20 protein-coding genes and 3 riboswitches are annotated in these 23,708 nt (G+C 71.0%); of the genes, 16 read left to right on the plus strand and 4 right to left on the minus strand.

Annotation, left to right across the window (positions count from 1 at the left end):
• Positions 1-132: 132 nt before the first annotated feature.
• From ACFWYW_RS44625 to ACFWYW_RS44695, 15 genes are all read left to right on the plus strand, one after another.
• A complete protein-coding gene (locus tag ACFWYW_RS44625; RefSeq protein ID WP_379611068.1) occupies positions 133-1,119 on the plus strand; it encodes an ABC transporter substrate-binding protein in 987 nt (328 codons plus the stop codon).
• On the plus strand, positions 1,119-2,123 hold the full coding sequence (locus tag ACFWYW_RS44630) for a FecCD family ABC transporter permease (protein ID WP_379611069.1): 1,005 nt from the start codon (positions 1,119-1,121) through the stop codon (positions 2,121-2,123). The genes ACFWYW_RS44625 and ACFWYW_RS44630 overlap by 1 nt, the downstream gene beginning before the upstream one ends.
• Entirely contained in the window at positions 2,120-2,872 is a 753-nt protein-coding gene (locus ACFWYW_RS44635; RefSeq protein WP_379611070.1) for an ABC transporter ATP-binding protein, read from the plus strand. The genes ACFWYW_RS44630 and ACFWYW_RS44635 overlap by 4 nt, the downstream gene beginning before the upstream one ends.
• The gene (locus ACFWYW_RS44640; RefSeq protein WP_379611071.1) at positions 2,869-4,578 is read left to right on the plus strand and encodes an ABC transporter ATP-binding protein; all 1,710 of its coding nucleotides are present in this window, start codon (positions 2,869-2,871) and stop codon (positions 4,576-4,578) included. The genes ACFWYW_RS44635 and ACFWYW_RS44640 overlap by 4 nt, the downstream gene beginning before the upstream one ends.
• On the plus strand, positions 4,578-6,302 hold the full coding sequence (locus ACFWYW_RS44645) for an ABC transporter ATP-binding protein (protein ID WP_379611072.1): 1,725 nt from the start codon (positions 4,578-4,580) through the stop codon (positions 6,300-6,302). The genes ACFWYW_RS44640 and ACFWYW_RS44645 overlap by 1 nt, the downstream gene beginning before the upstream one ends.
• A gap of 25 nt (positions 6,303-6,327) precedes the next feature.
• A riboswitch (cobalamin riboswitch) is annotated at positions 6,328-6,451 on the plus strand.
• A gap of 298 nt (positions 6,452-6,749) precedes the next feature.
• Complete coding sequence (locus ACFWYW_RS44650; RefSeq protein WP_379611073.1) at positions 6,750-7,325, plus strand: (2Fe-2S)-binding protein; 576 nt, start codon at positions 6,750-6,752, stop codon at positions 7,323-7,325.
• Positions 7,326-7,566: 241 nt separating this feature from the next.
• Positions 7,567-8,718: a YcaO-like family protein gene (locus ACFWYW_RS44655; RefSeq protein ID WP_379611074.1), complete on the plus strand. Its 1,152-nt coding sequence runs from the start codon at positions 7,567-7,569 to the stop codon at positions 8,716-8,718.
• Positions 8,719-8,737: 19 nt separating this feature from the next.
• Positions 8,738-9,760, plus strand: coding sequence for an LLM class F420-dependent oxidoreductase (locus ACFWYW_RS44660; protein WP_379611075.1), 1,023 nt, complete (start codon positions 8,738-8,740; stop codon positions 9,758-9,760).
• 5 nt (positions 9,761-9,765) lie between these two features.
• The gene (locus ACFWYW_RS44665) at positions 9,766-11,052 is read left to right on the plus strand and encodes an MATE family efflux transporter (protein ID WP_379611077.1); all 1,287 of its coding nucleotides are present in this window, start codon (positions 9,766-9,768) and stop codon (positions 11,050-11,052) included.
• 23 nt (positions 11,053-11,075) lie between these two features.
• On the plus strand, positions 11,076-12,080 hold the full coding sequence (locus tag ACFWYW_RS44670; RefSeq protein ID WP_379641277.1) for a hypothetical protein: 1,005 nt from the start codon (positions 11,076-11,078) through the stop codon (positions 12,078-12,080).
• A gap of 32 nt (positions 12,081-12,112) precedes the next feature.
• Positions 12,113-12,496: a (2Fe-2S) ferredoxin domain-containing protein gene (locus ACFWYW_RS44675; RefSeq protein ID WP_379611079.1), complete on the plus strand. Its 384-nt coding sequence runs from the start codon at positions 12,113-12,115 to the stop codon at positions 12,494-12,496.
• 58 nt (positions 12,497-12,554) lie between these two features.
• A riboswitch (cobalamin riboswitch) is annotated at positions 12,555-12,751 on the plus strand.
• Between the two features lie 131 nt (positions 12,752-12,882).
• A complete protein-coding gene (locus ACFWYW_RS44680) occupies positions 12,883-14,064 on the plus strand; it encodes an ABC transporter substrate-binding protein (RefSeq protein ID WP_379611080.1) in 1,182 nt (393 codons plus the stop codon).
• On the plus strand, positions 14,061-15,131 hold the full coding sequence (locus ACFWYW_RS44685) for a FecCD family ABC transporter permease (RefSeq protein ID WP_379611081.1): 1,071 nt from the start codon (positions 14,061-14,063) through the stop codon (positions 15,129-15,131). The genes ACFWYW_RS44680 and ACFWYW_RS44685 overlap by 4 nt, the downstream gene beginning before the upstream one ends.
• A gap of 2 nt (positions 15,132-15,133) precedes the next feature.
• Positions 15,134-16,852 (plus strand): ATP-binding cassette domain-containing protein, encoded by a 1,719-nt coding sequence (locus tag ACFWYW_RS44690; protein WP_379611082.1) that lies wholly within the window; start codon positions 15,134-15,136, stop codon positions 16,850-16,852.
• Positions 16,849-17,397, plus strand: coding sequence for a hypothetical protein (locus tag ACFWYW_RS44695; RefSeq protein WP_379611083.1), 549 nt, complete (start codon positions 16,849-16,851; stop codon positions 17,395-17,397). Before ACFWYW_RS44690 ends, ACFWYW_RS44695 begins: the two co-directional genes overlap by 4 nt.
• Here ACFWYW_RS44695 and ACFWYW_RS44700 read toward each other — a convergent pair.
• The 4 genes from ACFWYW_RS44700 to ACFWYW_RS44715 form a co-directional block, all read right to left on the minus strand.
• Entirely contained in the window at positions 17,384-18,187 is an 804-nt protein-coding gene (locus ACFWYW_RS44700; RefSeq protein ID WP_379611084.1) for a hypothetical protein, read from the minus strand. The genes ACFWYW_RS44695 and ACFWYW_RS44700 overlap by 14 nt on opposite strands.
• Positions 18,188-18,230: 43 nt before the next feature.
• Positions 18,231-18,434: riboswitch (cobalamin riboswitch) on the minus strand.
• Positions 18,435-18,675: 241 nt separating this feature from the next.
• Positions 18,676-19,764, minus strand: a complete 1,089-nt coding sequence (locus ACFWYW_RS44705; protein WP_379611085.1) for a bifunctional 2-methylcitrate synthase/citrate synthase — start codon at positions 19,762-19,764, stop codon at positions 18,676-18,678.
• Positions 19,761-20,666 (minus strand): methylisocitrate lyase, encoded by a 906-nt coding sequence (prpB, locus tag ACFWYW_RS44710; RefSeq protein ID WP_379611086.1) that lies wholly within the window; start codon positions 20,664-20,666, stop codon positions 19,761-19,763. The genes ACFWYW_RS44705 and prpB overlap by 4 nt, the downstream gene beginning before the upstream one ends.
• Complete coding sequence (locus tag ACFWYW_RS44715) at positions 20,666-22,156, minus strand: MmgE/PrpD family protein (RefSeq protein ID WP_379611087.1); 1,491 nt, start codon at positions 22,154-22,156, stop codon at positions 20,666-20,668. The genes prpB and ACFWYW_RS44715 overlap by 1 nt, the downstream gene beginning before the upstream one ends.
• 150 nt (positions 22,157-22,306) lie before the next feature.
• Here ACFWYW_RS44715 and ACFWYW_RS44720 point away from each other — a divergent pair, with 150 nt between their 5' ends.
• Positions 22,307-23,653: a short-chain fatty acyl-CoA regulator family protein gene (locus tag ACFWYW_RS44720; RefSeq protein ID WP_379611088.1), complete on the plus strand. Its 1,347-nt coding sequence runs from the start codon at positions 22,307-22,309 to the stop codon at positions 23,651-23,653.
• Positions 23,654-23,708: the final 55 nt, after the last annotated feature.

Here is a 23,708-nt window from a genome sequence, read left to right on the forward strand (position 1 = left end):
TTGCGATTAATTCGCAACAACCCTAATACGGCAATTAGCGGCCATCTGTGACCGACCCTTGACCCACCGCCACGAGCCGCCTAACTTGCCACTTGTTCGCATCTGCGATCCCCTCGCAAGGAGTCATCGGTCATGAGGCTGCTTCCTGTCCTGATGTCGGTGCTGATCCTCACGGCCTGCGCGTCCCCGCCCGAACGACCCGCGGCACCCGAAGCCGCCGCCGTCACCGTCGAGAACTGCGGGCGCAAGCTGACCTTCGACAAGCCTCCGGCCAAAGTCGTCACCGGTTACCAGCCCGCGCTGGAGACCCTGTTCGCCCTGGGCCTGCAGGACCGGGTGGCCGGCCGTACCGACTTCTCCGAGAGCGCCTTCCTGCCCGGCCATAAGGAGCTGTACGACAAGATCCCCGAGATCTCGCCGTCGATCATGCTGCCGCAGAAGGAGGTCATGCTCGCCCAGGGCGCCGACTTCGTCCTGGACAACACGATGACCAGCTTCGACGCCTCCGGCGGGTACGCGACCGTGGACGAGCTCGGCGCGGCCGGCACCCCGGTCTACATCCTGGGCGGCTGGTGCGACGCGGCGACGACCCTGGAGTTCACGATCGAGGACACCTTCACCGACCTGCGCAACCTCGGCGCCATCTTCGGCGTGCCCGAGCGTGCCGCCAAGCTGATCGCCGAGCTGCGCGCCAAGCTGGCCGAGGTCACCACGAAGGTCGGCGCCCTGCCCAAGGTCAAGGTATTGGCCACCGACGGCGGCAAGGGGCCGGTCAACGCCTACGGCGGAGCCGGGCTCACCAACCAGATGATCACACTCGCGGGTGGTCAGAACGTCCTGGCCGACGTCAAGGGCGACTACACCGAGGTGAGCGCCGAGAAGATCGCCGCCGCCGCGCCCGACGCGCTGCTGGTCTGCGACTACGCCGTGCTGTCGGGTGAGAAGATGCCCGCCGCCACCGCCAAGGCCGACGAGGCGTTCGCCATCGCCAAGAACAGCCCCGCCGCCCGCGGCAAGCGCTTCCTGGCCTTACCGGCCGCCGCCCAGCACCCCGGCTACCGCAACATCCTCGCCATCGCCGACATCGCCAGGTTCCTGCACCCCGAAGCCTTCGCCTGATGAGGGTCGTCGCCCCCTTGCTGGCGCTGGCCATCATCGGCTCCACGCTGGCCGCCGTCAGCATCGGCGCGGTGCACGTCGGCCCGGCCCAGGTCTGGGGCATCGTCGCCGACCGCCTGATCCCCGGCGCGGCCGTCCCCTCCTGGACACCCGCGCAAGCGCAGATCGTCTGGGAGTTCCGCCTGCCCAGAGCGTTGCTGGCACTCCTGGTCGGCGCCGGGCTCGCGGTCGTCGGCGCGGTGCTGCAGGCCCTGGTGCGCAACCCGCTGGCCGACCCGTTCCTGCTCGGCGTCTCCTCCGGCGCCTCACTGGGCGCGGTCCTGGTCCTGATCTTCGGCGCCTCGGCGCTCGGCGGGTTGCCGCTGTCGATGGCGGCCTTCCTCGGCGCGCTGCTCGCCCTCATGCTGGTGTACGTGCTGGCGCAGCGCTCCGGCCGGATCACCCCCGCCCGCCTGGTGCTGGCCGGAGTCGCCCTGGCCTACCTGTTCCAGGCCGTCTACAGCTACGTGCTGCAACAGGCGCACAGCGGCCGGGCCGCTCAGCAGGTGCTGTTTTGGCTGCTGGGCAGCCTCGGCGGTGCCCGCTGGCACATGCTGCCGATCCCTGCCGCCGTCCTGCTCGCCGGCATCGCGTACCTGCTCGTCCAGCACCGCCCGCTCAACGCCTTGAGCTCCGGCGAGGACAGCGCCGTCTCCCTCGGCGTCAGCGTCACCGCCCTACGCGCCCGCCTGTTCGTGCTGACCTCGCTGCTGGTCGGCGTCCTGGTGGCCACGAGCGGCGCCGTCGCCTTCGTCGGCCTCATCGTCCCGCACGCCGCCCGCCTGCTCGTCGGCGCCGACCACCGTCGCGTCCTGCTCGTCTCCGCACTGCTCGGCGCGCTCTTCCTCCAGCTCGTCGACATCGCCGCCCGCACCGTCGCCGCGCCCCAGGAGCTGGCCCTCAGCATCGTCACCGCCGTCTTCGGCGTTCCCTTCTTCCTCTGGCTGCTGCGGAGGCGCGGATGACCCTGCTCCTCAACGGCGTCGCCATCCGGCTCGACGGCCGCCCGATCGTCCACGCAGCCGACCTGGAGGTCGGCCCCGGCGAGTTCGTCGGCCTGCTCGGCCCCAACGGCTGCGGAAAGTCCACCCTCCTGCGCGCCGTCTACCGCGCCGTCCGCCCACACGCCGGCCTCATCGCCGTCGAAGGCGACGACGTGGTACGGCTGCCGCCGCGCGAGTCGGCCAGGCGCACGGCGGTCGTCGCCCAGGAAGCCCCCACGGAGCTGGACTTCACCGTCGCCGAGATGGTCGCCCTCGGCCGCACCCCGCACCAACGCCCCCTCGACCGCACCACCAAGGCCGACGAGCTCATCTGCGCCCAGGCGCTCGAACGCGTCGCCGCGACCCATCTCACCGGCCGCCTCTACGGGACCCTGTCCGGCGGCGAGAAACAACGCGTGCTCCTGGCCCGCGCCCTGGCCCAGCGATCCCGCCTGCTCCTGCTGGACGAGCCCACCTCCCATCTCGACATCCGCCACCAGCTGGAGATCCTCCGCCTGGTCCGCGGCCTGGGCGTCGCCACGCTGGCCGCCCTGCACGACCTCAACCAGGCCGCCGCCTACTGCGACCGCCTGTACCTCATGGACGCGGGTCGCGTCCTGGCCGGCGGCCCTCCGGACGACGTGCTGACGCCGGAGCGCATCTCCCAGGTGTACGGCGTGCGTGCCGTACAGCGGACCCAGCTCGTCTTCGAGCTCAAGGAGGAGCAGTGATCTCTCGGCTGCTGAGCCTGTCAGCGCAGGTCCGGCTACGCCTGGCCGGGGTGGTGGGGCTGTTGCTGGCCATCACCGCGACCTACGTCGGCCAGGGCGTGCTCGTCGCCCACTGCCTGGCCCGGATCTTCGCCGGTGACGGCGTGGCCGCGATCGGCTGGCCCGTCGCCGGGATCGTCGTGCTGCAGCTCGGGCGCAGTCTGGCGCTGGCCGTACGAGAGGTGGCGGCGCTGCGGGCCACGGCCGGGATCAAGAAGGAGCTGCGGCGGCGGCTGACCGCCAAGCTGCTGACGCTCGGACCCGGCTGGGCGCAGCAGGGCAGGACCGGTGCGACCCAGAGCTCGCTGGTCGACGGGATCGAGACCGCGGACGCCTACCTCGGCCGGTTCCTGCCGCAACTGGCCGCCGCGCTGATCGGGGCCGTCGGCGTGACCGCGTTCCTGTTCACTCTCGACCCGGTCATCGGAATCGTGGTGCTGGCCTGCGCCGTCCTGATGCCCGTGCTGCCCCTGGCCTCCGACCGGGTGCTCAGGAACCGCAACGACGCCTGGTTCCGCGGGTACAAGGGGTTGTACGCGGAGAACCTCGACGCGTTGCAAGGCATGGGCACGCTGAAGGCGTTCAACGCCAGCGGCCGGCGCGGCAGCGAGCTGGCCAGGCTGGCCGAGGCGTTCTGCCGCGACTCCATCCGGCTGATGGCGATCGTCGTCCTCTACCTGGGCGGCGTCGCCTTCGTCATCGGCCTCGGCACGGCGGTGGCGCTGGGCGTTGGCGCGCTGCGGCTGGCCGCGGGCGAGCTGACGGTGACCGGGCTGCTGCTGGTGCTCATGCTGACCGCCGAATGTTTCCGGCCGCTGAAGGAGCTTGAGGCGGCCTATCACTCCAGCTACAACGCCGTCCCGTCCCTGCGGGCGGTCTTCGAGGTACTGGACACCCCGGCGCAGGAGCAGGGTTCGTCGACGGCGTGCTCGGGACCGCCCGCGGTCGCCTTCCACGACGTCAGCCTCACCTACCGCGAACGCGACCGCCCCGCCCTCGACCACTTCACCCTGGAGATCGAGCCGGGGGAGCGGGTCGCGCTCGTCGGCCGTTCCGGTGCCGGCAAGACCACCGTGGCCGCGCTCTTGCTGCGCTTCTTCGACGCCACCGGCGGCCGCATCACGGTCGGCGGCACCGACATCCATGACCTGCCCCTGGACGAGCTGCGCTCGCTCGTCGCCGTCGTCTCCCAGGACACCTACCTCTTCCACGGCACCGTCCGGCACAACCTCACCCTGGCCCGACCGGACGCCGGCGACGCCGAACTCGACGCGGCCATCGGCGCGGCCCGCGCCGGCTTCGTCCACGACCTGCCCCAAGGCCTGGACACCATCGTCGGCGAACGCGGCCTCAAACTCTCCGGCGGCGAACGCCAGCGCATCGCCATCGCCCGCGCCCTGCTGAAGAACGCCCCCATCCTCGTCCTGGACGAGGCCACCTCCAGCGTCGACGCCGCCAACGAATCCGGCATCCAGCAAGCCCTCGACACGCTGGCCGGCGGCCGCACGACCCTGATGATCGCGCACCGGCTGTCCACGGTCCGCGACGCCGACCGGGTCATCGTCATGGCCGACGGCCGCATCGTCGAGGAAGGCGACCATCGAACATTGCTCGACCGGCGCGGCGCCTATGCCCGCCTGGTCGCCGCCCAGGAAGGATCCGTCTGATGTTCGCCCTGCTGCGCCTGCTCGGCCCGCACCGGCCGCTGCTGGTCGCCGCCGTCGTCAGCGGCATCGCCCACCACGTCGTGATGCTGGCCTCGGCGGGTGTCGGAGCATGGGTGGTCAGCCGAGCCATCACCGGGGCCACGCCCGGCGAGCTGCGCGGTGGCCTCATCGCCCTCGGCCTGCTCCTGCCGCTGCTCGCCCTCACGCCCTGGCTGGAGTCCTACCTCGCGCACGTGGCCGCCTTCCGCGTGCTGTCCGACGTGCGCGGCCGGGTCTACGCCGCCTTCGACCGCCTGGCGCCCGGCTACCTGCTGGAACGCCGCTCCGGAGACCTCGGCGCCACCGCGATCTCCGACGTCGAGCAGCTGGAGCTGTGGTTCGCCCACACGCTCAGCCCGCTGGTCAGCGCCGCCACCGTGCCTGTCGCCGCGCTCGCCGCCCTCGGCGTCTTCCACCCGGCCCTGGCCCTCGCGCTGGCGCCCGCGCTGGTGCTGCTGGCTTTCGTTCCCAGGTGGCTGCGCCGACGCGCCGAAGCCCAGGGCGCCGAACTCCGCGCCCGGGTCGGCGAACTCAACGCCGAAGCCGTCGACACCCTCCAGGGCCTGCGCGAGCTCATCACCTCCGGCGCCGGTGAGCGCCAGCTCGACCGCCTCGCCGTACAGGACGAACTCCTGCTCGCCGCCAAACTCGCCCACGGTCGCCGCTCCGGCCTCGAACACGCCGCCACCAACGCCCTGGCCACCTTCGGCCTGCTGGCCGTCCTGCTCACCGCCGCTTTCCTCGTAACGGCCGGCTCCCTGCAGCCCCTGCTCTTTCCCGTCGCCGTCGTTCTGTCGGCCGCCACCTTCGCCCCCGTCGTCGCCGTCACCGACGTCGCCCGCGACCTCAACCTCGTCACCGCCGCCGGCGCCCGCATCATGACGCTCCTCGACACCCCGGCCCCGGTCACCGACCGCGTCAGCGCGCCGCCGCCCGGCCCCATCGCTCCTCACGTGGTTTTCACCGACGTCACCTTCTGGTACGGCCCCGCCCTCCCCGAGGCGGCGACCGGCGTCACCTTCGCCCTCGGACCCGGCCAGACCGTCGCGCTCGTCGGCCACTCCGGCGCCGGCAAGTCCACCTGCGCCAGCCTCCTGATGCGCCTGTGGGACGTGACCTCCGGATCGATCACCATCGGCGGCCACGACATCCGCGACTTCCCCCAGGACGATCTGCGCCGCCGCATCACCCTGGTGCCCCAGGACGTCTACCTGTTCAACATCCCGCTGGCCGACAACATCCGCCTCGGCCGCCCCGACGCCACCCTTGAGGAGGTCATCGCCGCCGCCACGGCCGCCCAGGCCCACGAGTTCGTCACCGGCCTGCCCGACGGCTACGACACCCTGCCCGGCGAACTCGGCACCCGCCTGTCCGGCGGCCAGCGCCAGCGCATCGCCATCGCCCGGGCCATCCTCAAGGACGCGCCCATCCTCATCATGGACGAAGCCGTCTCCAACCTCGACACAGAAAGCGAGCAGGAGGTCGCCGCCGCCATGGCCTCCGTCCGCCGTGACCGGACCACGCTGATCATCGCGCACCGGCTGTCGACCATCCTGACCGCCGACCGCATCGTGGTGCTCGAATCGGGCCGCGTCGCCGAGACCGGCACCCATGAGGAACTGCTGGCCCGCGACGGCGCCTACACCCGCCTCATATCGGCCCAACTGACCGGATCCGTGTCATGATGGCCGGGTAAAGGCGAGCGCGGACTGAGGAAGCCGGTGCGACTCCGGCGCGGTCCCGCCACTGTGATCGGCGAGCGGATCCCCTCAACGCCACCACCTTCCGGGGTGGGAAGGCGGGGACGAGCATCGACCCGAGAGCCAGGAGACTCACGCGCTCGCCTCCTCGACGAACTGGGGCGGATCTCCCCGGAGAGGAGCAGGCCATGGTGCCTGAACGACGATGGCGCGCCGCCGACCGCTCGGTCCCGCCGTGAGTAGTTCCTGACCTCTCCAAAAAACTGCCGGATTCGCCGTCCGGCCCATTTAGTCATGCCCTTTTCGAGAATGGAGCCTGGAACCATGGAAGCGGCGTCGGAAGAGTCCGTCCGCAGCGCACTTGAGGAAATAACCGAATTCGGTTCGTTCTTCGCTCCGCATCTTGGCGGCGACCCCGCGGGATGGCATGACGTGGCCTCCGATTACGCGGGTGGATTCGCCGACCTGGTCGCGGCCACCGCCTCCAAGTACGGCACCCGTGAGCTGCGCATCGGCGCCTCCATCGCTCAGCTGAGCCACGCGGCCCGCCTCTGGTCGCCCGTCGTGGGCGCCGTGCTCACCCACGGAGTGATCCCCGACCTGACCCGGCTCGACCGCGCCGACGCCGACGCCCGCCTGCGGCTTCCCATGCTCGCCGGCTGGCGTGCCGGCACGGAAGAGCAGGTCACCGCCCTGCTCTATGACATGGTGGTGCGTGGCCACCTCGAACCGTTCGCGCGCGGCCTGCGGGTGAAGGTCGCCTCCGGCCTGCTGTACGGCAACGCCGCCTCGGCCGTCGCCGAAGCAGGACGCGCCGTGGCGACCGCCCGCCCGGAGCTCGCCCCCCGGGCCGCCCGGCTGGTGAACCTGCTGCTGGCCACCGGCGGGCTGACCGGGAAAGGCGCCCTCACCTCACCGGAACTCGCATTCCGGCGCACCACGTGCTGTCTCTATTACCGGGTGCCGGACGGCGATAAATGCGGCGACTGCGCGCTGCTGGACACATGAATTCTTGAAATCCCGACGAGCCTGTGCCTAAAGTTCTCGCGAAGAGTTCGCAACTGCACAATACGTGCAGAACACCGAAGGAGGACGCACATGGCGCACCACGGTTTCGCCGAACCCGATGACCCCCAGACCTGCCTGAAGTCCCACACCCCCGCGGTGGACTCGCCGTTCGAGTGGCGTGAGGACGACGACGAGTAAGACCTGATTCCCCGGTCCCGGCACACCCAGGAAGGTCTTGCTCATGATCCGCGAAGTGCGCCGGGACCGGCCACGCCACCCTGTCGTCGCCGGCATGGTCTCGTACACCGCTGTTCAAGGGACGGAGGTGACCGGCGGCGCGGCCCTCGGTGACGACGACGCGGCTCGTCTGGCCGCGATCGGTGAGGCGGTCGAACGCCACTGCGCCAACCAGGTGCCCGACGACCTGATCAGGGCCGCCCACCGCGACCTCGCCGAACCCGCGCTCGACCCCCGGGACTTCGCCCTCTACTCACCCGCCCAGTACGCGGCCAAGGGCTTTCCGTTCGTCCCGATGACCAGGGAGTTGGAGATCGCCTGGGCGCCCGCCGAGGACCTGACCTCGGGGGAGCGGGTCCTGGTGCCCGCCTCGCTGGCCTACGTCAACTACTTCACCGGCCCACGCCGCGGCGAGCCGTACACGAACTATCCGGTCCTGGCCGGAACCGCAGCCGGCCCGACGCGGGAGCGGGCGAGGCGGGCGGCCCTGCGTGAAGTGCTGGAACGTGACGCGGTCACGCTCTGGTGGGCCGGCCGCCACGAAGCCGCCCCGCTGCCGGCGCCCGGGACAGGCCCGCTGGCCGCAGCGATGGAAGAAGCGGCGGAATCCGGGCTGAGGGTCACGCTGCTGGAGATTCCATCGGAGTTCGGGGCGATCGTCGCGGGGGTCTTCGCCGAGGACCGCGAGCGCGGGGTCGTGGGCTTCGGCAGCGCCTGCCGGGACACCATCGAGGAGGCCGCCGCCAAGGCGTTCACCGAAGCCATCGGCACCTACGAGACCGGACGCGCGCTGCTGCGCCTGGACCCCGGGCCGCCGTACCTGCCGCGCCGCGCCGACCGCCGCTACCTCGACGACCTGCGGCGCGGCTGGCGTTCGGTCAACGACGTGCGCCTGCACGTCCAGCTCTACCTGGACGAACGCCTGCAGGGCGAGACGCTCGACCGGCTGCGCCACCCGGCAGGATCGCCCGCCACGGGTGAGGCGAGCTTCCGGGCCTACGCCGTGGACCTCACCGTCCCGGGCGCGGACCTGCATGTCGCCCGGGTCATCGTGCCCGGGCTGTTGTGCAACGCCCCGGCCGCGTTCCCCTTTCTCGGCGGGACCCGGATCCCGCCGTCATCAGATCTGACCCCGGTTCCCCTGCCCTTCGCGTGAACCCAGGAGGAGACAAGACATGCGGCTCGGACTTGCGATGGGCTACGGCGGCGAGCCGATGGAGGAGGTGCTGCCGACGATCCGGCACGCCGAGAGCATCGGCGTCGACTCCGTGTGGAGCGTGGAGGAGTACGGACCTGACGCCGTCAGCGTGCTCGGCTACCTCGCCGCCGTGACCGAGCGCATCGAGCTGGGCACCGCGATCATGCAGATCCCGGCCCGCACTCCGGCCGCCACGGCCATGACCGCCATGACGCTGGACGTGCTGTCGCATGGCCGGTTCCAGCTCGGCCTCGGGCTGTCGGTGCCGTGGATCGTGGAGGGCTGGCACGGCCTGCCGTACGACCGGCCGCTGCGCCGCACCCGCGAGTACGTCGAGATCGTGCGCAAGGCGATCGCGCGCGAGGATCGGGTGGAGTACGCCGGGGAGCTGTACCGCCTGCCGTACACCGGGGCGGGCTCGACGGGGCGGGCGCGGCCGGTTCGCTCGGAGATGACCCCGCTCCGCCCGCGCATCCCGCTGTATCTGGCGGCCATCGGGCCCGGCAACCTGGCGCTCACCGGTGAGCTCGCCGACGGGTGGCTGTCGGGGATGTACGCGCCCGAGCACGAGGCCGCCATCCTGGCTCCGCTGGACGCGGGCATCGCCAAGGCCGGTCGCACGGCCGGAGAGGTGAAGATCTGCCCCATTCTGTACGTCGCGCACGCGGCAACCGTCGAGGCGGGCAGGGAGCGGTTACGTCCGCTCTACGCCCATCTGATCGGTGCGGCTTCACCGGGCGTGCGCAACACCTACGCCGACGTCGTCGTCCAGATGGGGTACGAGGGCCCGGCCCACGACATCCGCAAGCACTTCGCCGCCGGCGACCGTGACGCCGCCACGGCCGCGGTGCCCGACCGGCTGCTCGACGAGGTGGCCTTGATCGGCCCGATCGAGGCCATGACCGAGCGGCTTGCCGTGTGGCGGGAGTCGCGGGTGGACACGGTCATCCTGCTCGATCGCGACCCGGCCCTCCTGGAAGCGGCACGGGCCGTGCTGTGAGACGCATGTGGGCACTGACGGTGCCGTTGCTGGTGGCGGGGCTGACGCAGATCGTCGTCAACGTCGTCGACACCGTCATGCTGGCCCGCCACTCCACGACCGCGCTGGCCGCCTTCGCGCTGGCCGCGCCCGTCTACCTGATCGCCCTGGTCGTGGTACGCGGCTGGGCCACCGCCGTGCAGATCAAGGTGGCACAGGCGCACGGCGCCGGCACGCCCGCGGCCGTGGTCCGGGTCGTCCGCGTCGGGCTGGGTACCTCGCTTCTGGCCGGTGCCGCGATCGGCGCCCTTCTGTACGCGGTCGCCGGACCGGTGCTGAGCCTGCTGGGCGCCTCCGCCGAGCTGGCCGGGCCGGGCGTGGCGTACCTGCGGGTGCTGGCGTTCGCGGTGCCCTTCGCCGCCGCCTCCTTCACGCTGCAGAGCGCCTGTTCCGGGGTCGGGGTGACCCGGGCGGCGATGTGGCACGCACTGCTGGTCAACCTGGTGAACCTGCCGCTCGGGCTGTGGCTGATCTTCTCCGCCGGGTTCGGCGTCACCGGCGCGGCCCTGGCCACGCTGGCGGCCACCGTCGCGGGCACCGCGTTCCTGCTGGCGTACGGCCGCGCCCGGCTGCCCCGCGTGGCCGCCGGCGGCCGGCCCGTGGCACGGGACCTGTGGCGCATCGGCTGGCCGGAGATGAGCGCGATGGGCGTCGGCTACCTCAACGAGGCGCTCCTCGCCGGCTTCGCCGCCCGGATGGGCACCCCGGAGCTGGCCGCGTACCGGATCGTGGACAATCTGCTGCTCATCGTCTTCACCGTGATGGCCTCGGCTTCGGCGTCCATCGTCATCCTGGCCGGGCAGGAGATCGGCGCGGGCCAGACGGACCGGGCGGTGCACTGGCGGCGCACCGGGACCCGGCTGCTGCTGATCGTCTTCGCCGTGCCGGCCGGGTTGCTCCTGCTCGGCGGTACCACCGTCCTGTCGTGGTTCAGCGACAACCCCGAGGTTGTCGCGCTGGCCTGGCAGGTGGTGCCGCTGGCCATGCTGAGCCTGGCGCCCATGGTGCCCGCGATGGCCTCCGGCAGCTTCCTGCGCGCCCAGGGCGACACCCGCTCGGTGATGCTGGCGAACGTCGCCTGCGACTACCTGCTGCTCATCCCGCTCTCCTGGCTGCTCGGCCTGACCCTCGGCCTCGGGCTGCCCGGGATCTACCTGGCGTGGAACGCCTTCGCGATCCTCCTGGCCGTGCTTGTGGGGTTGCGTGCCCGGCGCGGCTTGGTGATGTCAACAACCAACGAACGGGGAGAATGATGCCATTAGCACATCGGACCGCTGTGGTCGTCGCGGCCACGGCCCTCATGGCCGCGTTCGCGAGCCCGGTCGCTCAGGCCGAGACACCTGACACGCTCGTCCTCAAGCTCACGCCCACACCCGTCGCGCACCTGCGGCAGGAGCTGGGATCGTTGAGCACGACGGCGCTGGAGATTCTCGGTGGTGATCGAGGCGAGTTCCGCGGCGGCTATCTGGCCCCCGAGGGCAGCGTGGCAGCCGCACTGACCACGTTCGAAGACACGTGGAACCTCAGCGAGCGCAAGCCGCTGTACATCGACGCGCTCCGCGTGCCCGCTCAGGCCGCCGCCCAGGTCAAGAACGTCCTGAAGGGCTACGTGACCGCGGAGACGGCCGTCCCGTCCACCACACCCGTCACCGTGATCGACGACAGGGTGAGCGCGGTCCGCCCCCAGCCCGTCTCCGCGGCGGTCGCCGCCGAACTCGACGTGCCCGACCGGGGCATGACCCTCGCGCTGAACCAGCAGGGCCACCGCGGCATCCGCCACTCCTTCTTCGGCCTGAGCAACAGCAACGGCGCCTACGGCTCCGGCTACAGCTTCTACGCCTACGAGCACGACACCAAGGTGTTGTCCGTCAACGGCGGCTGCAACGACAACGACTTCTGGATCCTGCGCAACGGTGGGCTGGGGTGGTCCAGCAACCTGCCCGGCGCCTACTTCGACACCAACGCCAGCGACCCCTGCAACACCCAGGACATGACCGTCGGCTCCTGGAACGCCCACCAGCTCAACGGCGGGACGACCTACACCGTCGACACCTGGGGCGGCCACGGCGGCGCCGTACTGTCGCACATGAACCTCACCGCACAGGCGTTGCGTATCAAGAGAGAGAGCCCCAACTGCAGCGGCGACACCCCCAAGCCCTGGTGTGTCGGCGTCGACTTTCCCACTCCGATCGGCCGGAGCGTCCGGCTGATCTCGCTGAACCCGGTCATGATCCCCGCCTGCTACTCCTGGCGTGCCGGTGGGGGCGGCGAGCGCTGCTGAGTCACACCCTGTCGTACTCATGAAAGGAATCCGTGAAAAGGATCACCGTGTGCCGGGACTGCTGCTGCGGCAGCGTCCGGAAGGTGCCCGCCCTCGACCATGACGAGCAGATCCGCCGGCTGGCGGAGGTCTCCGACGTCCGCGTCACCGACTGCCTCGACGTGTGCGACCAGGCCAACGTCGTCATCGTGCAGCCGACGCCGGAGGGGCGGGCCGCCGGCGGTCGTCCGGTGTGGCTTGCGCTGGTCAACGACGAGGGCGCCACCACGGACGTCGCCGACTGGATCAGCGCCGGCGGCCCAGGACTGGTCCCGCTGCCGCCCATCCTCGAACTGCACCGCTTCACACCGCCTCGACGTCTTCGCCCACGGGCATCGGACCGGACCGAGCTCATTGCGTTTCTTGGAGAGTCCTAGTCGTGCACGAGGAATCGTGGGCTGGTCAAGGCCGGTTCCCCTCGACACGGCTTCGCCCGGATAAGTCCTGAAGACGTGTGCGACGATATCGGCGTAGGCGACGGCGGAACGAGGAAGCCGGTGTGAATCCGGCGCGGTCCCGCCACTGTGATCGGCGAGCGTGCCCCGACAATGCCACTGCCTCTCGTGGGTGGGAAGGCCGGGGTAGGCGCTGACCCGAGAGCCAGGAGACTCACGCGGTCGCCTCCTCGAGAAATTGGGGCGGATCTCCCCAAGAGAGGATGGACCGTGAGCACGACCGTCTCCCTCCTGGAGCGCCGCCCCCTCGCACGCCGTGATCGCTGTCGAGGAATGGCGGTCGCGGCCTTCCCCTCCAGGAGAATCCGTTGGGTTTCTTTCGCCCTGTCGGCGGAGCACTGCTCGCCCTCGCGCTCGTCACCGGCTGCGCGGGTACGGCCCAGCCCGTCAGGCCATCGGCCGCCGCCGACGGCCGCTGCGTCACCGCCTATGACCCGGCCAAGGACTACTTCCCGGCCAAGCAGACGCTGAAGCACGCCGGCAACTTCACCCTCACCTACGCCAGGCACTACCAGACGATCACCGTCAAGCAGCCCACACCCGGTGCCAAGCCGGAGACGTACGTGCTGCTGCGCTGCGGCACGCCCGACCCGAAGGTGGCCGGGGCCACCGTGGTCGAGACCCCCATCGAGTCGCTGTATTCGGCCTCCACCACACACCTGCCCTTCGTCACGGAACTCGGCGTGCTCGACCGGCTCAAAGGCGTGGCCTCCGCCGGGTTCATCACCTCGGCACAGGTGCTGGCGAAGGTGAAGGAGGGCGCCATCACCGAGTACGCCAAGGGTCAGGAGGTCGACACCGAGAAGGTCATCGCCGCCAAGCCGGGCGTGCTGATGACCGGCGGCACCGAGGACAAGGCCTACGGCCCATTGCGCCAGGCAGGTGTCAAGATCGTCGCCAACGCCGAGTGGCTGGAGAGCTCCCCGCTGGGCCGCGCCGAATGGATCAAGCTGATGGCCGCGCTGACCGGCACCGAGCAGCAGGCGACCCAGGTGTTCGACAAGATCGAGAGCGACTACCGGGCGCTGACGGGCAAGGTCAAGGCGGTCACGCCGGTGACGGTGCTGCCCGGCCAGATGTACGAGGGTCAGTGGTCGATCGCCAACGGCGGCAGCTACGTCGCCCAGCTGATCAAGGACGCGGGTGGCAGCTACGCCTGGGCCGACACCCCCGGCCCCGGCAGCAGCACGCTGGACCTGGAGGCGGTGCTGGCCAAGGCCAAGGACGCCAAGGTCTGGCTCGCGACCGCCGCTGAGTGGAAGGGCCTATCGGACGTGGAGAAGGCCGACCCGCGCTACGCCAAGTTCGCCGCCTTCACCTCGGGCGAGATCTGGTCGTCGAACAAGGCGCTCGGACCCGGCGGCGGCAACGACTTCTACGAACGCGGCGTCGCCCGCCCCGACCTGATCCTCGCTGACCTGGTCGCCATCCTCCACCCCGACCTCGCCCCCGGCCACGAGTTCGCCTTCTACCAGAAGATGACCAAGTGACGGCTCTCGCGGTCGTCCCAGTGGCCTACCGCCGCCGGGCGCTTGCTCTGCTCGCGATGACGGCGGCGGTCCCGTCCGCGTTCGCGCTGGCGGTCACGCTGGGCTCCACACCCGTCCCGCTGGGCGAGGCGCTGGCCGCACTGATCCGCTCTCCCGCCGCCCACCCCGCCGTTCAGGAGATCATGTGGACGGTACGGCTGCCGCGCGCCATCACGGCGGCGCTGGCCGGAGCGGCCCTGGCGGCGGCGGGCGTGCAGATGCAGACGCTGTTCCGCAACCCACTGGCCGAGCCGTACATCCTCGGCGTCAGCTCGGGCGCCAGCCTGGGTGTCGCCCTGGTCACGACCGGGATGGGCGGTGCGGCCGGGGCGTTCACCGCAGGGCTGGCCGGGCTGGGCAAGGCGAGCGTCGTGGTCGCCGCCTCCGCCGGTGCCGCGGCCGTGCTCGCGCTGGTGCTCGCGCTGTCCCGGCGAGTGCACTCGGTGGTGACCCTGCTCGTCATCGGCGTCATGGTGGGGTCCGCTTCAGTGTCGGTCATCACCTTGCTCCTGGTCTACACCGATCCGCAGCGGGCGCAGCAGTTCATCAGCTGGGGCCTGGGCAGCTTCGCCGGGACGACCTGGGCGGATCTGGCGCTGTTCGCACCCGTGGGCCTGGCGGGCCTGGGCGCGGCGCTGGCCGGGGTCAAGCCGCTCAACGCGCTGCTGCTCGGTGAGAGCTACGCCCGCACGATGGGCGTGCACGTCCGGCTGGTGCGCACGCTCACGTTGCTGGTGGCCTCGGTGCTGGCCGGGGCGGTGACCGCCTACTGCGGCCCGGTCGCCTTCCTCGGTCTGGCCGTACCCCATGTGACCCGGCTGCTGCTGGGCACGGCCGATCACCGGCTGCTCATGCCGGGCGTGATCCTGCTCGGCGCGGCGACCGCCCTGTTGTGCTGCGTGGCCACGCAGGCGCCGGGCAGCGGCGTGGTGCTGCCGTTGAACGCCGTCACCACGATCGTCGGCGCGCCCGTCGTGGTCACCGTGCTGCTGCGCAGCCGCGCGGCCCGGACCGGACTGGCGGTGTGACGATGTCCCTGCGCTTGGAGGCGCTGTGCGCGGGCTACCCGGCACGCCGCGGACGAGGGGAGCGGAGGGTCCTGGACGGCCTGGCCGCAAGCGCCGCTCCCGGCGAGCTGACCGTGCTGATCGGCCCCAACGGCAGCGGCAAGTCCACCCTCCTGAAAACCATGGCCGGGCTTCAGCCGCCGCTGACCGGACGGGTGCACCTCGACGGGGAGGTCCTCGGCTCGCTGTCTCCCGTGGAGGTGGCTCGCAAGCTGGCGGCCGTCCTCACCGAACGCGACCTGCCGCCCCTGCTGAGCGCGCGGGAGGTGGCCGGACTCGGCCGCCACCCGCACACCGGCTTCACCGGCCGGCTCGGCCCGGCCGACCACGCGGTCGTCTCCTGGGCGCTGAGCGCGGTCAACGCGGGTCATCTCGCCGAACGCCAGGTCAGCGAACTGTCGGACGGCGAGCGGCAACGTGTCCTCATCGCCCGCGCCCTGGCCCAGGAACCTTCGGTGATCCTGCTGGACGAGCCCACGGCCTTCCTGGACGTCACCTCTCGGGTCGCCCTCATGGGCCTGCTGCGTACCCTGGCCCGTGATCGTGGTCTGGTCATCGTGGTGTCCACCCACGACCTGGAGCTGGCACTTCGCGTAGCCGACCGGGTGTGGCTGGTCACGGCCGAGGGTGTCCTGCACACCGGTACACCGGAGGAACTGACCGAGAACGGCCTGATCGGCGCCTGTTTCGACGGCGAGGAACTGTCCTTCGACCGGCAGGCAGGAGTGTTCACGCTGAACCCGGCACGCGCCCGCCCCGTACGGTTGCCCGACGACCCGTTGCTGGAGCGCGCCCTGGCCAGGGAGGGCTGGCGCCGGGATGCCGCCGGGGCCGTCCAACTGGCCGTGGATCACAGGGAGGGCGGATACGCGGCCGCCTACGACGGGCGAACCCCTTGGTTCCCCACCATCCCCGAGGTCGCGGCTTGGGCTCGGCACCTGCACGACCACCCCGTCCTTCTCCCGGCCGCCCCCGCCGTCGCCGTGGCCGGCACCAGCACGCTGGGCGGCTACTTCGAACTGGAAGTCGGTCCACCCGGTGACGGATGGCAGCCGTTCACCGACTTGTCCGCAGACCCGTCAGCCCTGGCCGGCCGCATCGACTCCGTCGCAGAGCGGCTCGGTACCCAGGAGAGGCGCGTCGCCGCCTCGATCCTGTTCCAGGGCCTGGCCGCGCGCCTGTGGTCGCCTGTTCTCGGCGCGTTCATCGTCCACGACCTGCTGCTCGACCTGCCGCCGCAAGACCTGCACTGGCGACCTGTCCCCAGCGGACCGCTGCCGCTGCGGATCGCCCGCCCGACCGGATGGCAGGCCGCCGACCCGAGCGCCGCCATCGAGCCGCTCTACCGCAACGTCGTCACCGAACTGCTCGAACCACTCGCCGAAACCACCCGCGGCATCGTCAAGCTGGCACCCGGCCTGCTGTGGGGCAACGCCGCCTCCTCCCTGGCCGGGAGCATCCGCGCGGTGCTGCGCCGGCACCCCGAGCTGACCGCGCGGGCGGTTCCCATCGGTCGCGAGTTGTTGCGGACCAAGCTGCTGAAAGGCACAGGCGACCTCGCCGAGCCCGGCCGCCCGTTCTTCGTCCGGCGCAGCTGCTGCCTGTACTACCGACTGCCCGGCGGCGGCAAGTGCGGTGACTGCGCCCTCATCCCCCGAAACCAGTCAGGAGCCCCATCGTGAACCACACGGTCGTCGAGGAACACGGCAACGGAACCCTGCACGTCTGGCCCCTGCCCACCGACGAGGACAACCTGCTGAACCTGGTCACCTTCCTGTTCGAGCGGCACTGGGAACACATCTGGTTCGGCGTGATCATCCAGGGCGCGGCCTGGGAGGTGGCCGCGCCCAACGCCCCTGAGCGCATCAGCATGTACGACGGCTACGTCACCGTCGACTTCGGCCGCTGGCACTTCCACCTGTGCATCGGCGAGCACACCGCCAGCGGCCCCGAACTCGGCGCCATCCGCCGGTGCGCCCGGGCCGAGCTGTATCGCCGCGTCGACGACGAGGGCATCCCCACCTCCTGGGGAGTGCGCCTGTTCAACGGCCGCGACGAACAGCTCATGACCGTCCTGCTGCCCAACCCCTTCCTCACCGACCGCCAGCAGATCCTCGATCCTCCCGACTTCGACCGGCTGGCAGCGTGGGATGAGCTACGCGCCACCTACTTCGGCTCGGCCCCTGACCCGCTCGACCGAACCGGGAAAGGGTTCAGACACGGTTGAGTCCCGCCCATCGGACACGGCCGATCTTGACCACGGCGGCGGCGGTCTCCAAGGGCGATTGCTGCCCGGGGGAGCAGGAGGCGGCCACCACGAGCTGGTCGGCGAGCTCCGAAACCGCCGCGCATGTGGTCACTGCGGTATCGACCTGTCCGGTGCCGGGCGAGCAGCCGTCCACGACGGCGGCCACGATCGTCGTGCGAGGCAGGCCCCCCAATCGGGCGAGGCCGTCGAGGTTGCCGGGCGTGGTCACGAAGTCGACCGCGATGCTCTCCACCCGTGACGCGCCCAGCACGGCCAGCGCTGGACCGGCTTCGCCCGAGCACAGGCACACCAGCAGCCGGGGGCGGTTGCTCAGCTCGCCCAGCCGCTCGTAGGCGTACGCCAGGTGACGCAGGTCCGCGGGATCGGCCGGCGGGGGTTCGTCGAGCTGGACCTCCTGAGCTCCGGCGGTGGCCAGCCGTTCGAGTAGTTCCGCGTACGGCTCCAGGAACGCGTCCAGCAGGCGGAGCCGATGATCGCCGCCCATGCTCCGCAGGAAGGCGAGCGGCCCCGGCAGCACGGGCCGCATCTCGAAGCCGAGCCGCCTGACCTCATGGTAGGCGGCCAGCGGCGCATTGCGGTCGAGCCGGAAGCGGGTGGCCCGGGTCAGCGGCCCGGTCACGCCGAAGGTGGCGGCCGAGGCGAAGGCGGGGTCGTGGAGCGGCAGGTCGGTCAGGCGGAAGTTCCGCCAGCCTTCCCACAGATCGGCGGTGGCCGCCGGGCGTCCGAGCACGGTGGTGCGTTGTCTCACGTCGGGTCCTTTTCCCTCGCGGAACCCCTGGGGGCCGCGTGCCGGGTGGCACACGGGCGGTGGCAGGTATTCGGACTCGCGGGCGTCTCACACGTGTCTACTGGCCGTCGCTTCCCAGGCCGGAGCCCAGTGCTTGTGTGGACGGCGGTCGTTCCCGCTCACCGCTGCGGGGCAGTCCCGGATTCACACCGGGTTCCCTCTTACGCCGGTCCCTCGTGAGGGCCGGACCAGCCGCAGAAGGAAGCATAACGGGCCGGTAGCCTCCCCCGTTGAAATGAGGTACACGTGTGGTTTGACGGGACGTCTGTCTCTCCGCCTGGGATCATGCTCTGCGACATTTTGGCCGGTCGCCGACAGCGCGGTCGTTGAACCGAGGTCGCGCAGAAGGGCCGCGGGCAGGGGCGTCGCACAGCCCGCGCGCCGGTGCCGTCAGCCGTCCCACCGGGTGGCCCGAGAGCCACACCCCACATCACGTGTCGAGAGAAGTGTCACGGGAGGTGTCGCTCCATTTGGCCGACGTAGGAGCTGAGGGGGCGGATGAGGGAGTTCGCAGTCAGTTGCTCGGCTATGTGAGCACTCCAGCCGGTGATGCGGGACATGACGAAGATGGGGGTGAAGGTGGGGATGTCGAAGCCCATGAGGTGGTACGCGGGGCCGGTCGGGTAGTCCAGGTTGGGGTGAATTCCCTTGGTCCGTGCCATCGCGTCGGCGAGAGCGTCGTACCGCTTCATGAGATCGTCGGCGTTCCGCAGCCGCGCCAGGTCGCGCAGCGCCGCCTCCATGGTCGGCACGCGCGAGTCGCCGTGTTTGTAGACGCGGTGACCGAAGCCCATGATCTTGCGCTTGTCCGCCAGGGCCTGCGCCAGCCAGGCCTCGGGGTCGCTCATCTCGGCGAACATGTGCATGACGGCCTCGTTGGCTCCGCCGTGCAGGGGTCCCTTCAACGCGCCGATGGCGGCGGTGACCGCGCTGTAGAGGTCGGACAGCGTGGAGGTGACCACGCGGGCGGTGAAGGTGGAGGCGTTGAAGCTGTGCTCGGCGTAGAGGATGAGGGAGATCTCGAAGCAGCGCACGACCTCGGGTTCCGGGATCTCACCGAAGCACATGTGGAAGAAGTTCTCCGCGAAGCCCAGCTCGGGGTCGGGCTGGATCGGCGCCTGTCCGCGGCGGCGGCGCTGGTTCTGGGCGACGACGGTGGGCAGGCGGGCGAGCAGGTCGAGCGCGGCGTGCGGGTTGGCGTCGGCGTCGTCCTCGCGCGGGTCTTCAGCGCCGAGCTGGCTGACTGCGGTGCGCAGCACGTCCATCGGGTGGCAGCTCTCCGGGAGCTTGGCGAGCATGTCCAGCGTGGTGCGTGAGAGGGTACGGCGGGCTCGCTCGGCCGCCTCGAACGCGCGCAGTTGCCCGGCATCCGGCAGCTCGCCGTGCCACAGCAGATAGGCGACCTGCTCGAAGCCGCAGGCGGCGGCGAGCTCCTGCACCGGGTATCCGCGGTAGGTCAGGGAGTTGCTGTCGGGGTTGACCATGGAGATCGCGGTCGTGTCCGCCACGACGCCGGCCAGGCCCTTGCTGATGGTCATCGGTCCTCCCGGTAGCCGTGGGTGAGCACGTTGGCGTCGAAGGTCGCGTAGCCGGAGTAGTCCAGCAGGTCGTACAGCTCGCCTCTGGTCTGCATGCGCTCGACCAGCCCGGCCTGGGTGCCCTCAGCGTCGATGATCTTCAAGGACTCGGTGACCGTGCCCATGATCAGGCGGAACAGGGTCACGGGGTAGATGACGACGTTGATGCCGAGGTCGCGCAGGGTCGTCGTGGTGAGCAGGGTCGATTGGCCGAACTCGGTCATGTTGGCCAGGATCGGCACGTCGACCGCCTTGCGTATGGCCTCGAACTCGGCGGCGTCGGCCAGCGCCTCGGGGAAGATCAGATCGGCTCCGGCGTCGGCGAACGCCTTCGCTCGCTCGATCGTCGCGGCCAGTCCGCCGGTGGTGCGTACGTCGGTGCGGGCGCAGACGACGAAGTCGGGGTCGCGGCGGGCGTCCACGGCGGCGCGCAGGCGGCGCACCGCGTCGGGTAGCGGGCTGATCGTCTTGCCGTCCAGGTGGCCGCAGCGCTTGGGGTTGACCTGGTCTTCGATGTGGCATCCGGCCAGTCCGGCGTCCTCCAGGATCTGGATGGTCCTGGCGGTGTTCATCGGCTCGCCGAAGCCGGTGTCGGCGTCGACGAGGGTGGGCAGGCCGGTGACCCGGGCGATGGTCTGCGAACGTCCGGCGACCTCGCTGAGCGTGGTCAGGCCGATGTCGGGCAGGGCCAGGTCGGCGGCGAGCACGGCGCCGGACACGTAGACGCCGTCAAATCCGGCCCGCTCGATGGCGCGGGCTGACAGCGGGTTGATCGCGCCGGGAAGGCGCAGCAGCTCGCCCCCGGACAGCCCGGCGCGCAGAGCGCGGCGCTTGTCGTGCGGCGTGGTGCGGGAGTGAAGCATCAGAAGATTCCCTTCGTCCCGGGCACGGAGCCGATGCCGGCTTCCAGGTTGAGCGCGGCGACCTCGGCGGCCGTCAGGCCGGCGAGGCGGGTGGCCAGGTCCAGGAAGCGATCCTTTTCGGTCTCGCTCACAGCTCCGGCGGCCAGCGCCCGGAACTTGGCGATGTAGTCCGCGCGGGCGAAGGGCCGCGCGCCGTCGGGGTGGGCGTCGGCGACCGCGCGGGACTGCTCGATGGTGCTGCCGTCGGCCAGCTCGACCACCACGCGGCCGCCGAAGGCACGGCGCTCGGGGTGGTGGTAGGCGGCGGTCCACTCCGGGTCCTCCAGCGTGGCGATCTTCCGCCACAGCTCGACGGTGTCCGGTCTGGCCGCCCGCTCGGGCAGGTAGGAGTCGACATGGTGCCAGGCGCCGTCCTGCAGGGCGACGGCGAAGATGTAGGGCAGGGAGTGGTCGAGCGTCTCCCGGCTGGCGGCCGGGTCATACTTCTGCGGATCGCCCGCGCCGCTGCCGATGACGTGGTGGGTGTGGTGGCTGGTGTGGATGGTGATCCGCTCCACCTTCGCCGGGTCGCCGATCCGGGCGCGCAGGTCGATGGCCAGGTCGATGAGGGCCTGCGCCTGATACTCGGCGGAATGCGCCTTGGTGTACGTGCGCAGGATGCCGCGGGTCGCCTCGCCCGGCGCGGGCAGCTCCACCGCGTACTCGGCGCCGGGGCCGGACAGCAGCCAGGCGATGACGCCGTCCTCACCCTCGTAGATCGGCGCGGGCGCCCCCTGGCCGCGCATCGCCCGGTCAACCGCCTCGATCGCCGCCTTCCCGGCGAAAGCCGGCGCGTACGCCTTCCAGGAGGAGATCTCTCCCTTGCGTGACTGGCGGGTCGCGGTGGTGGTGTGCAGGGCCTGGCCGATCGCGTGATAGATCACCTCCACCGGCAGTCCGAGCAGCGCGCCGATCCCGGCCGCCGCGGACGGGCCGAGGTGGGCGACATGGTCGATCTTGTGCTCGTGCAGGCAGATGCCGCCCACCAGCGCGACCTGGACCTCATAGGCCACCGCGATGGCGCGGGCCAGCTCCGCGCCTGTCCGCCCCAGATGCTGGGCGACGGCGAGGATCGGCGGGATGTTGTCGGCCGGATGCGAGTAGTCGGCGGCCAGGAACGTGTCGTGGAAGTCCAGCTCCCGTACGGCGACGCCGTTCGCCCAGGCGGCCCACTCCGGTGAGACGGACGGCCCGGCCACCCCGAAGACGCCGGCGCCGCCCGAAGCCGCGCGATGCGCCAGCGCCTGGTCCCGGGCCGCCGCCACCGGCGGTCGGAGCAACGACGCCGCGGCGACACCCGCGTTGTCGATCACCCTGTTGGCGATCATCTCCGCTACGTCGAGGTCGGGGGAGGGGGCGTGCACGGCGAGCTCGGCGAGCTTCCAGGCCAGTTGCCCGGTGACCGGCAACCGGTCGGCACTGGGGCTGACCCGGACGACATGGGTGACCATACGACTCCTTGCGAAGACGGCGAAGGCTGTCCTGCGAGCATCACAGGTGGCCGCTCTGGCAGGCCAGTGACGTCATCTGCGAAGTTTCGCGAAGCATGAGAGCGATTTTGCGAAGTTTGTGAAGAGTGTTCTTCGCATAGGCTGTCCCTCATGGGCAAGATCTTCGTGGGGCCGAGGCTGAAGGCGCTGCGCCGCGACCGGAAGGTCAGCCAAGTCCGTCTGGCGGGGCTGCTCGGCATCTCGGCCAGCTATCTCAACCAGATCGAGCACAACCAGCGGCCGTTGACGGCTCCGGTCCTGCTCCAGCTGAGCGACGTCTTCGGCCTCGACCCCGAATTCTTCGCCCCCGAAGACGGCACCCGGCTCATCGCCGACCTGCGCGAGGCCCTGGCCGGTCAGGAGATCTCCGCCGTCGCCCTCGCGGACCTGGCCGCCGCCAGCCCCGAGATCGCGCGGGCGGTAGCCGGACTGCACCGCCGCTACCTGGCCGCCACAGAACACGCCGCCGTCCTGGCCGGCGCGCAGCCCGTCGCGCCCGCGCCGTACGAGCTGGTCCGCGACTTCTTCTACGACCGGCACAACTACGTCGACGAGCTGGACCGGGCGGCGGAATCGCTGGCCGACGGCGATGACCCGGGACGGCTCGCGGCGGCCCGGCTGGCCGGTCACGGCGTGCGCGTCGCGGAGGACGGGAGCGCGCGACGCCGCTATGACCCCCACACCCGGGTACTACACCTCGCGCCGGGCCTTGGCTCCTCCCAGCGCGCCTTCCAGCTCGCGACCCAGCTGGCCCTGCTTGAGCACGCCGATCTGATCGCCGGGCTGGTCGCGGACGCGGGGTTCACCGATGCCGACGCCGCGGCGCTGGCCAGGATCGGGCTGGCCAACTACTTCGCCGGGGCGCTGCTTCTGCCGTACCGCCGCTTCCGCGACGCGGCCGAGCATCACCGCTACGACCTCGACCGGCTCGCCGCCGACTTCGGCGTGGGCTTCGAGGCCGTCTGTCACCGCCTCAGCACCCTGCAGCGCCCCCGCATGCGCGGTGTGCCGTTCTCCTTCGTGCGCGTGGACCGGGCCGGCAACATCTCCAAGCGCCAGTCCGCCACCGGCTTCCACTTCACCAGGGCGGGCGGAAGCTGCCCGCTGTGGAACGTCTACGACGCCTTCACCACCCCTGGCCGCCTGCTGAGCCAGGTGGCCGAGATGCCCGACGGGCGGCGCTACTTCTGGGTCGCGCGGACCGTGGAGCGCCGCCCTCCCCGGCATGGTTCACCGGGGTCGCTGTTCTCCATCGGGCTCGGTTGTGAGCTGCGGCACGCCCACCGGCTCGTCTACGCCGACGGTCTGGACCTCGCCACTCCGCAGGTCATGCCGATCGGCCTGGGCTGCAAGGTGTGTGACCGAGACGACTGCGCCCAGCGTGCCTTCCCGCCCACCGGCACCCAGGTGCGGGCCGACGAGCATGTGAGCGGGCTGGTGCCGTACACCACGCCCTGATCGATAGGCCAGCAGGATGGCGTCGGCCTGCCGGAACCACTCCCCGATGGGGGCA

Source organism: Nonomuraea sp. NPDC059023, from assembly GCF_042740095.1.
Lineage (GTDB): Bacteria > Actinomycetota > Actinomycetes > Streptosporangiales > Streptosporangiaceae > Nonomuraea.

What these genes read in the sequence shown, in the direction of transcription:
- ACFWYW_RS44705 (WP_379611085.1), bottom strand. Translation starts at nt 19,764, where the DNA reads ATGACCATCAGCAAGGGCCTGGCCGGCGTCGTGGCGGACACGACCGCG.
- ACFWYW_RS44630 (WP_379611069.1), top strand. Translation starts at nt 1,119, where the DNA reads ATGAGGGTCGTCGCCCCCTTGCTGGCGCTGGCCATCATCGGCTCCACG.
- ACFWYW_RS44665 (WP_379611077.1), top strand. Translation starts at nt 9,766, where the DNA reads ATGTGGGCACTGACGGTGCCGTTGCTGGTGGCGGGGCTGACGCAGATC.
- ACFWYW_RS44715 (WP_379611087.1), bottom strand. Translation starts at nt 22,156, where the DNA reads ATGGTCACCCATGTCGTCCGGGTCAGCCCCAGTGCCGACCGGTTGCCG.
- ACFWYW_RS44660 (WP_379611075.1), top strand. Translation starts at nt 8,738, where the DNA reads ATGCGGCTCGGACTTGCGATGGGCTACGGCGGCGAGCCGATGGAGGAG.
- prpB (WP_379611086.1), bottom strand. Translation starts at nt 20,666, where the DNA reads ATGCTTCACTCCCGCACCACGCCGCACGACAAGCGCCGCGCTCTGCGC.
- ACFWYW_RS44645 (WP_379611072.1), top strand. Translation starts at nt 4,578, where the DNA reads ATGTTCGCCCTGCTGCGCCTGCTCGGCCCGCACCGGCCGCTGCTGGTC.
- ACFWYW_RS44690 (WP_379611082.1), top strand. Translation starts at nt 15,134, where the DNA reads ATGTCCCTGCGCTTGGAGGCGCTGTGCGCGGGCTACCCGGCACGCCGC.
- ACFWYW_RS44635 (WP_379611070.1), top strand. Translation starts at nt 2,120, where the DNA reads ATGACCCTGCTCCTCAACGGCGTCGCCATCCGGCTCGACGGCCGCCCG.
- ACFWYW_RS44720 (WP_379611088.1), top strand. Translation starts at nt 22,307, where the DNA reads ATGGGCAAGATCTTCGTGGGGCCGAGGCTGAAGGCGCTGCGCCGCGAC.
- ACFWYW_RS44655 (WP_379611074.1), top strand. Translation starts at nt 7,567, where the DNA reads ATGATCCGCGAAGTGCGCCGGGACCGGCCACGCCACCCTGTCGTCGCC.
- ACFWYW_RS44625 (WP_379611068.1), top strand. Translation starts at nt 133, where the DNA reads ATGAGGCTGCTTCCTGTCCTGATGTCGGTGCTGATCCTCACGGCCTGC.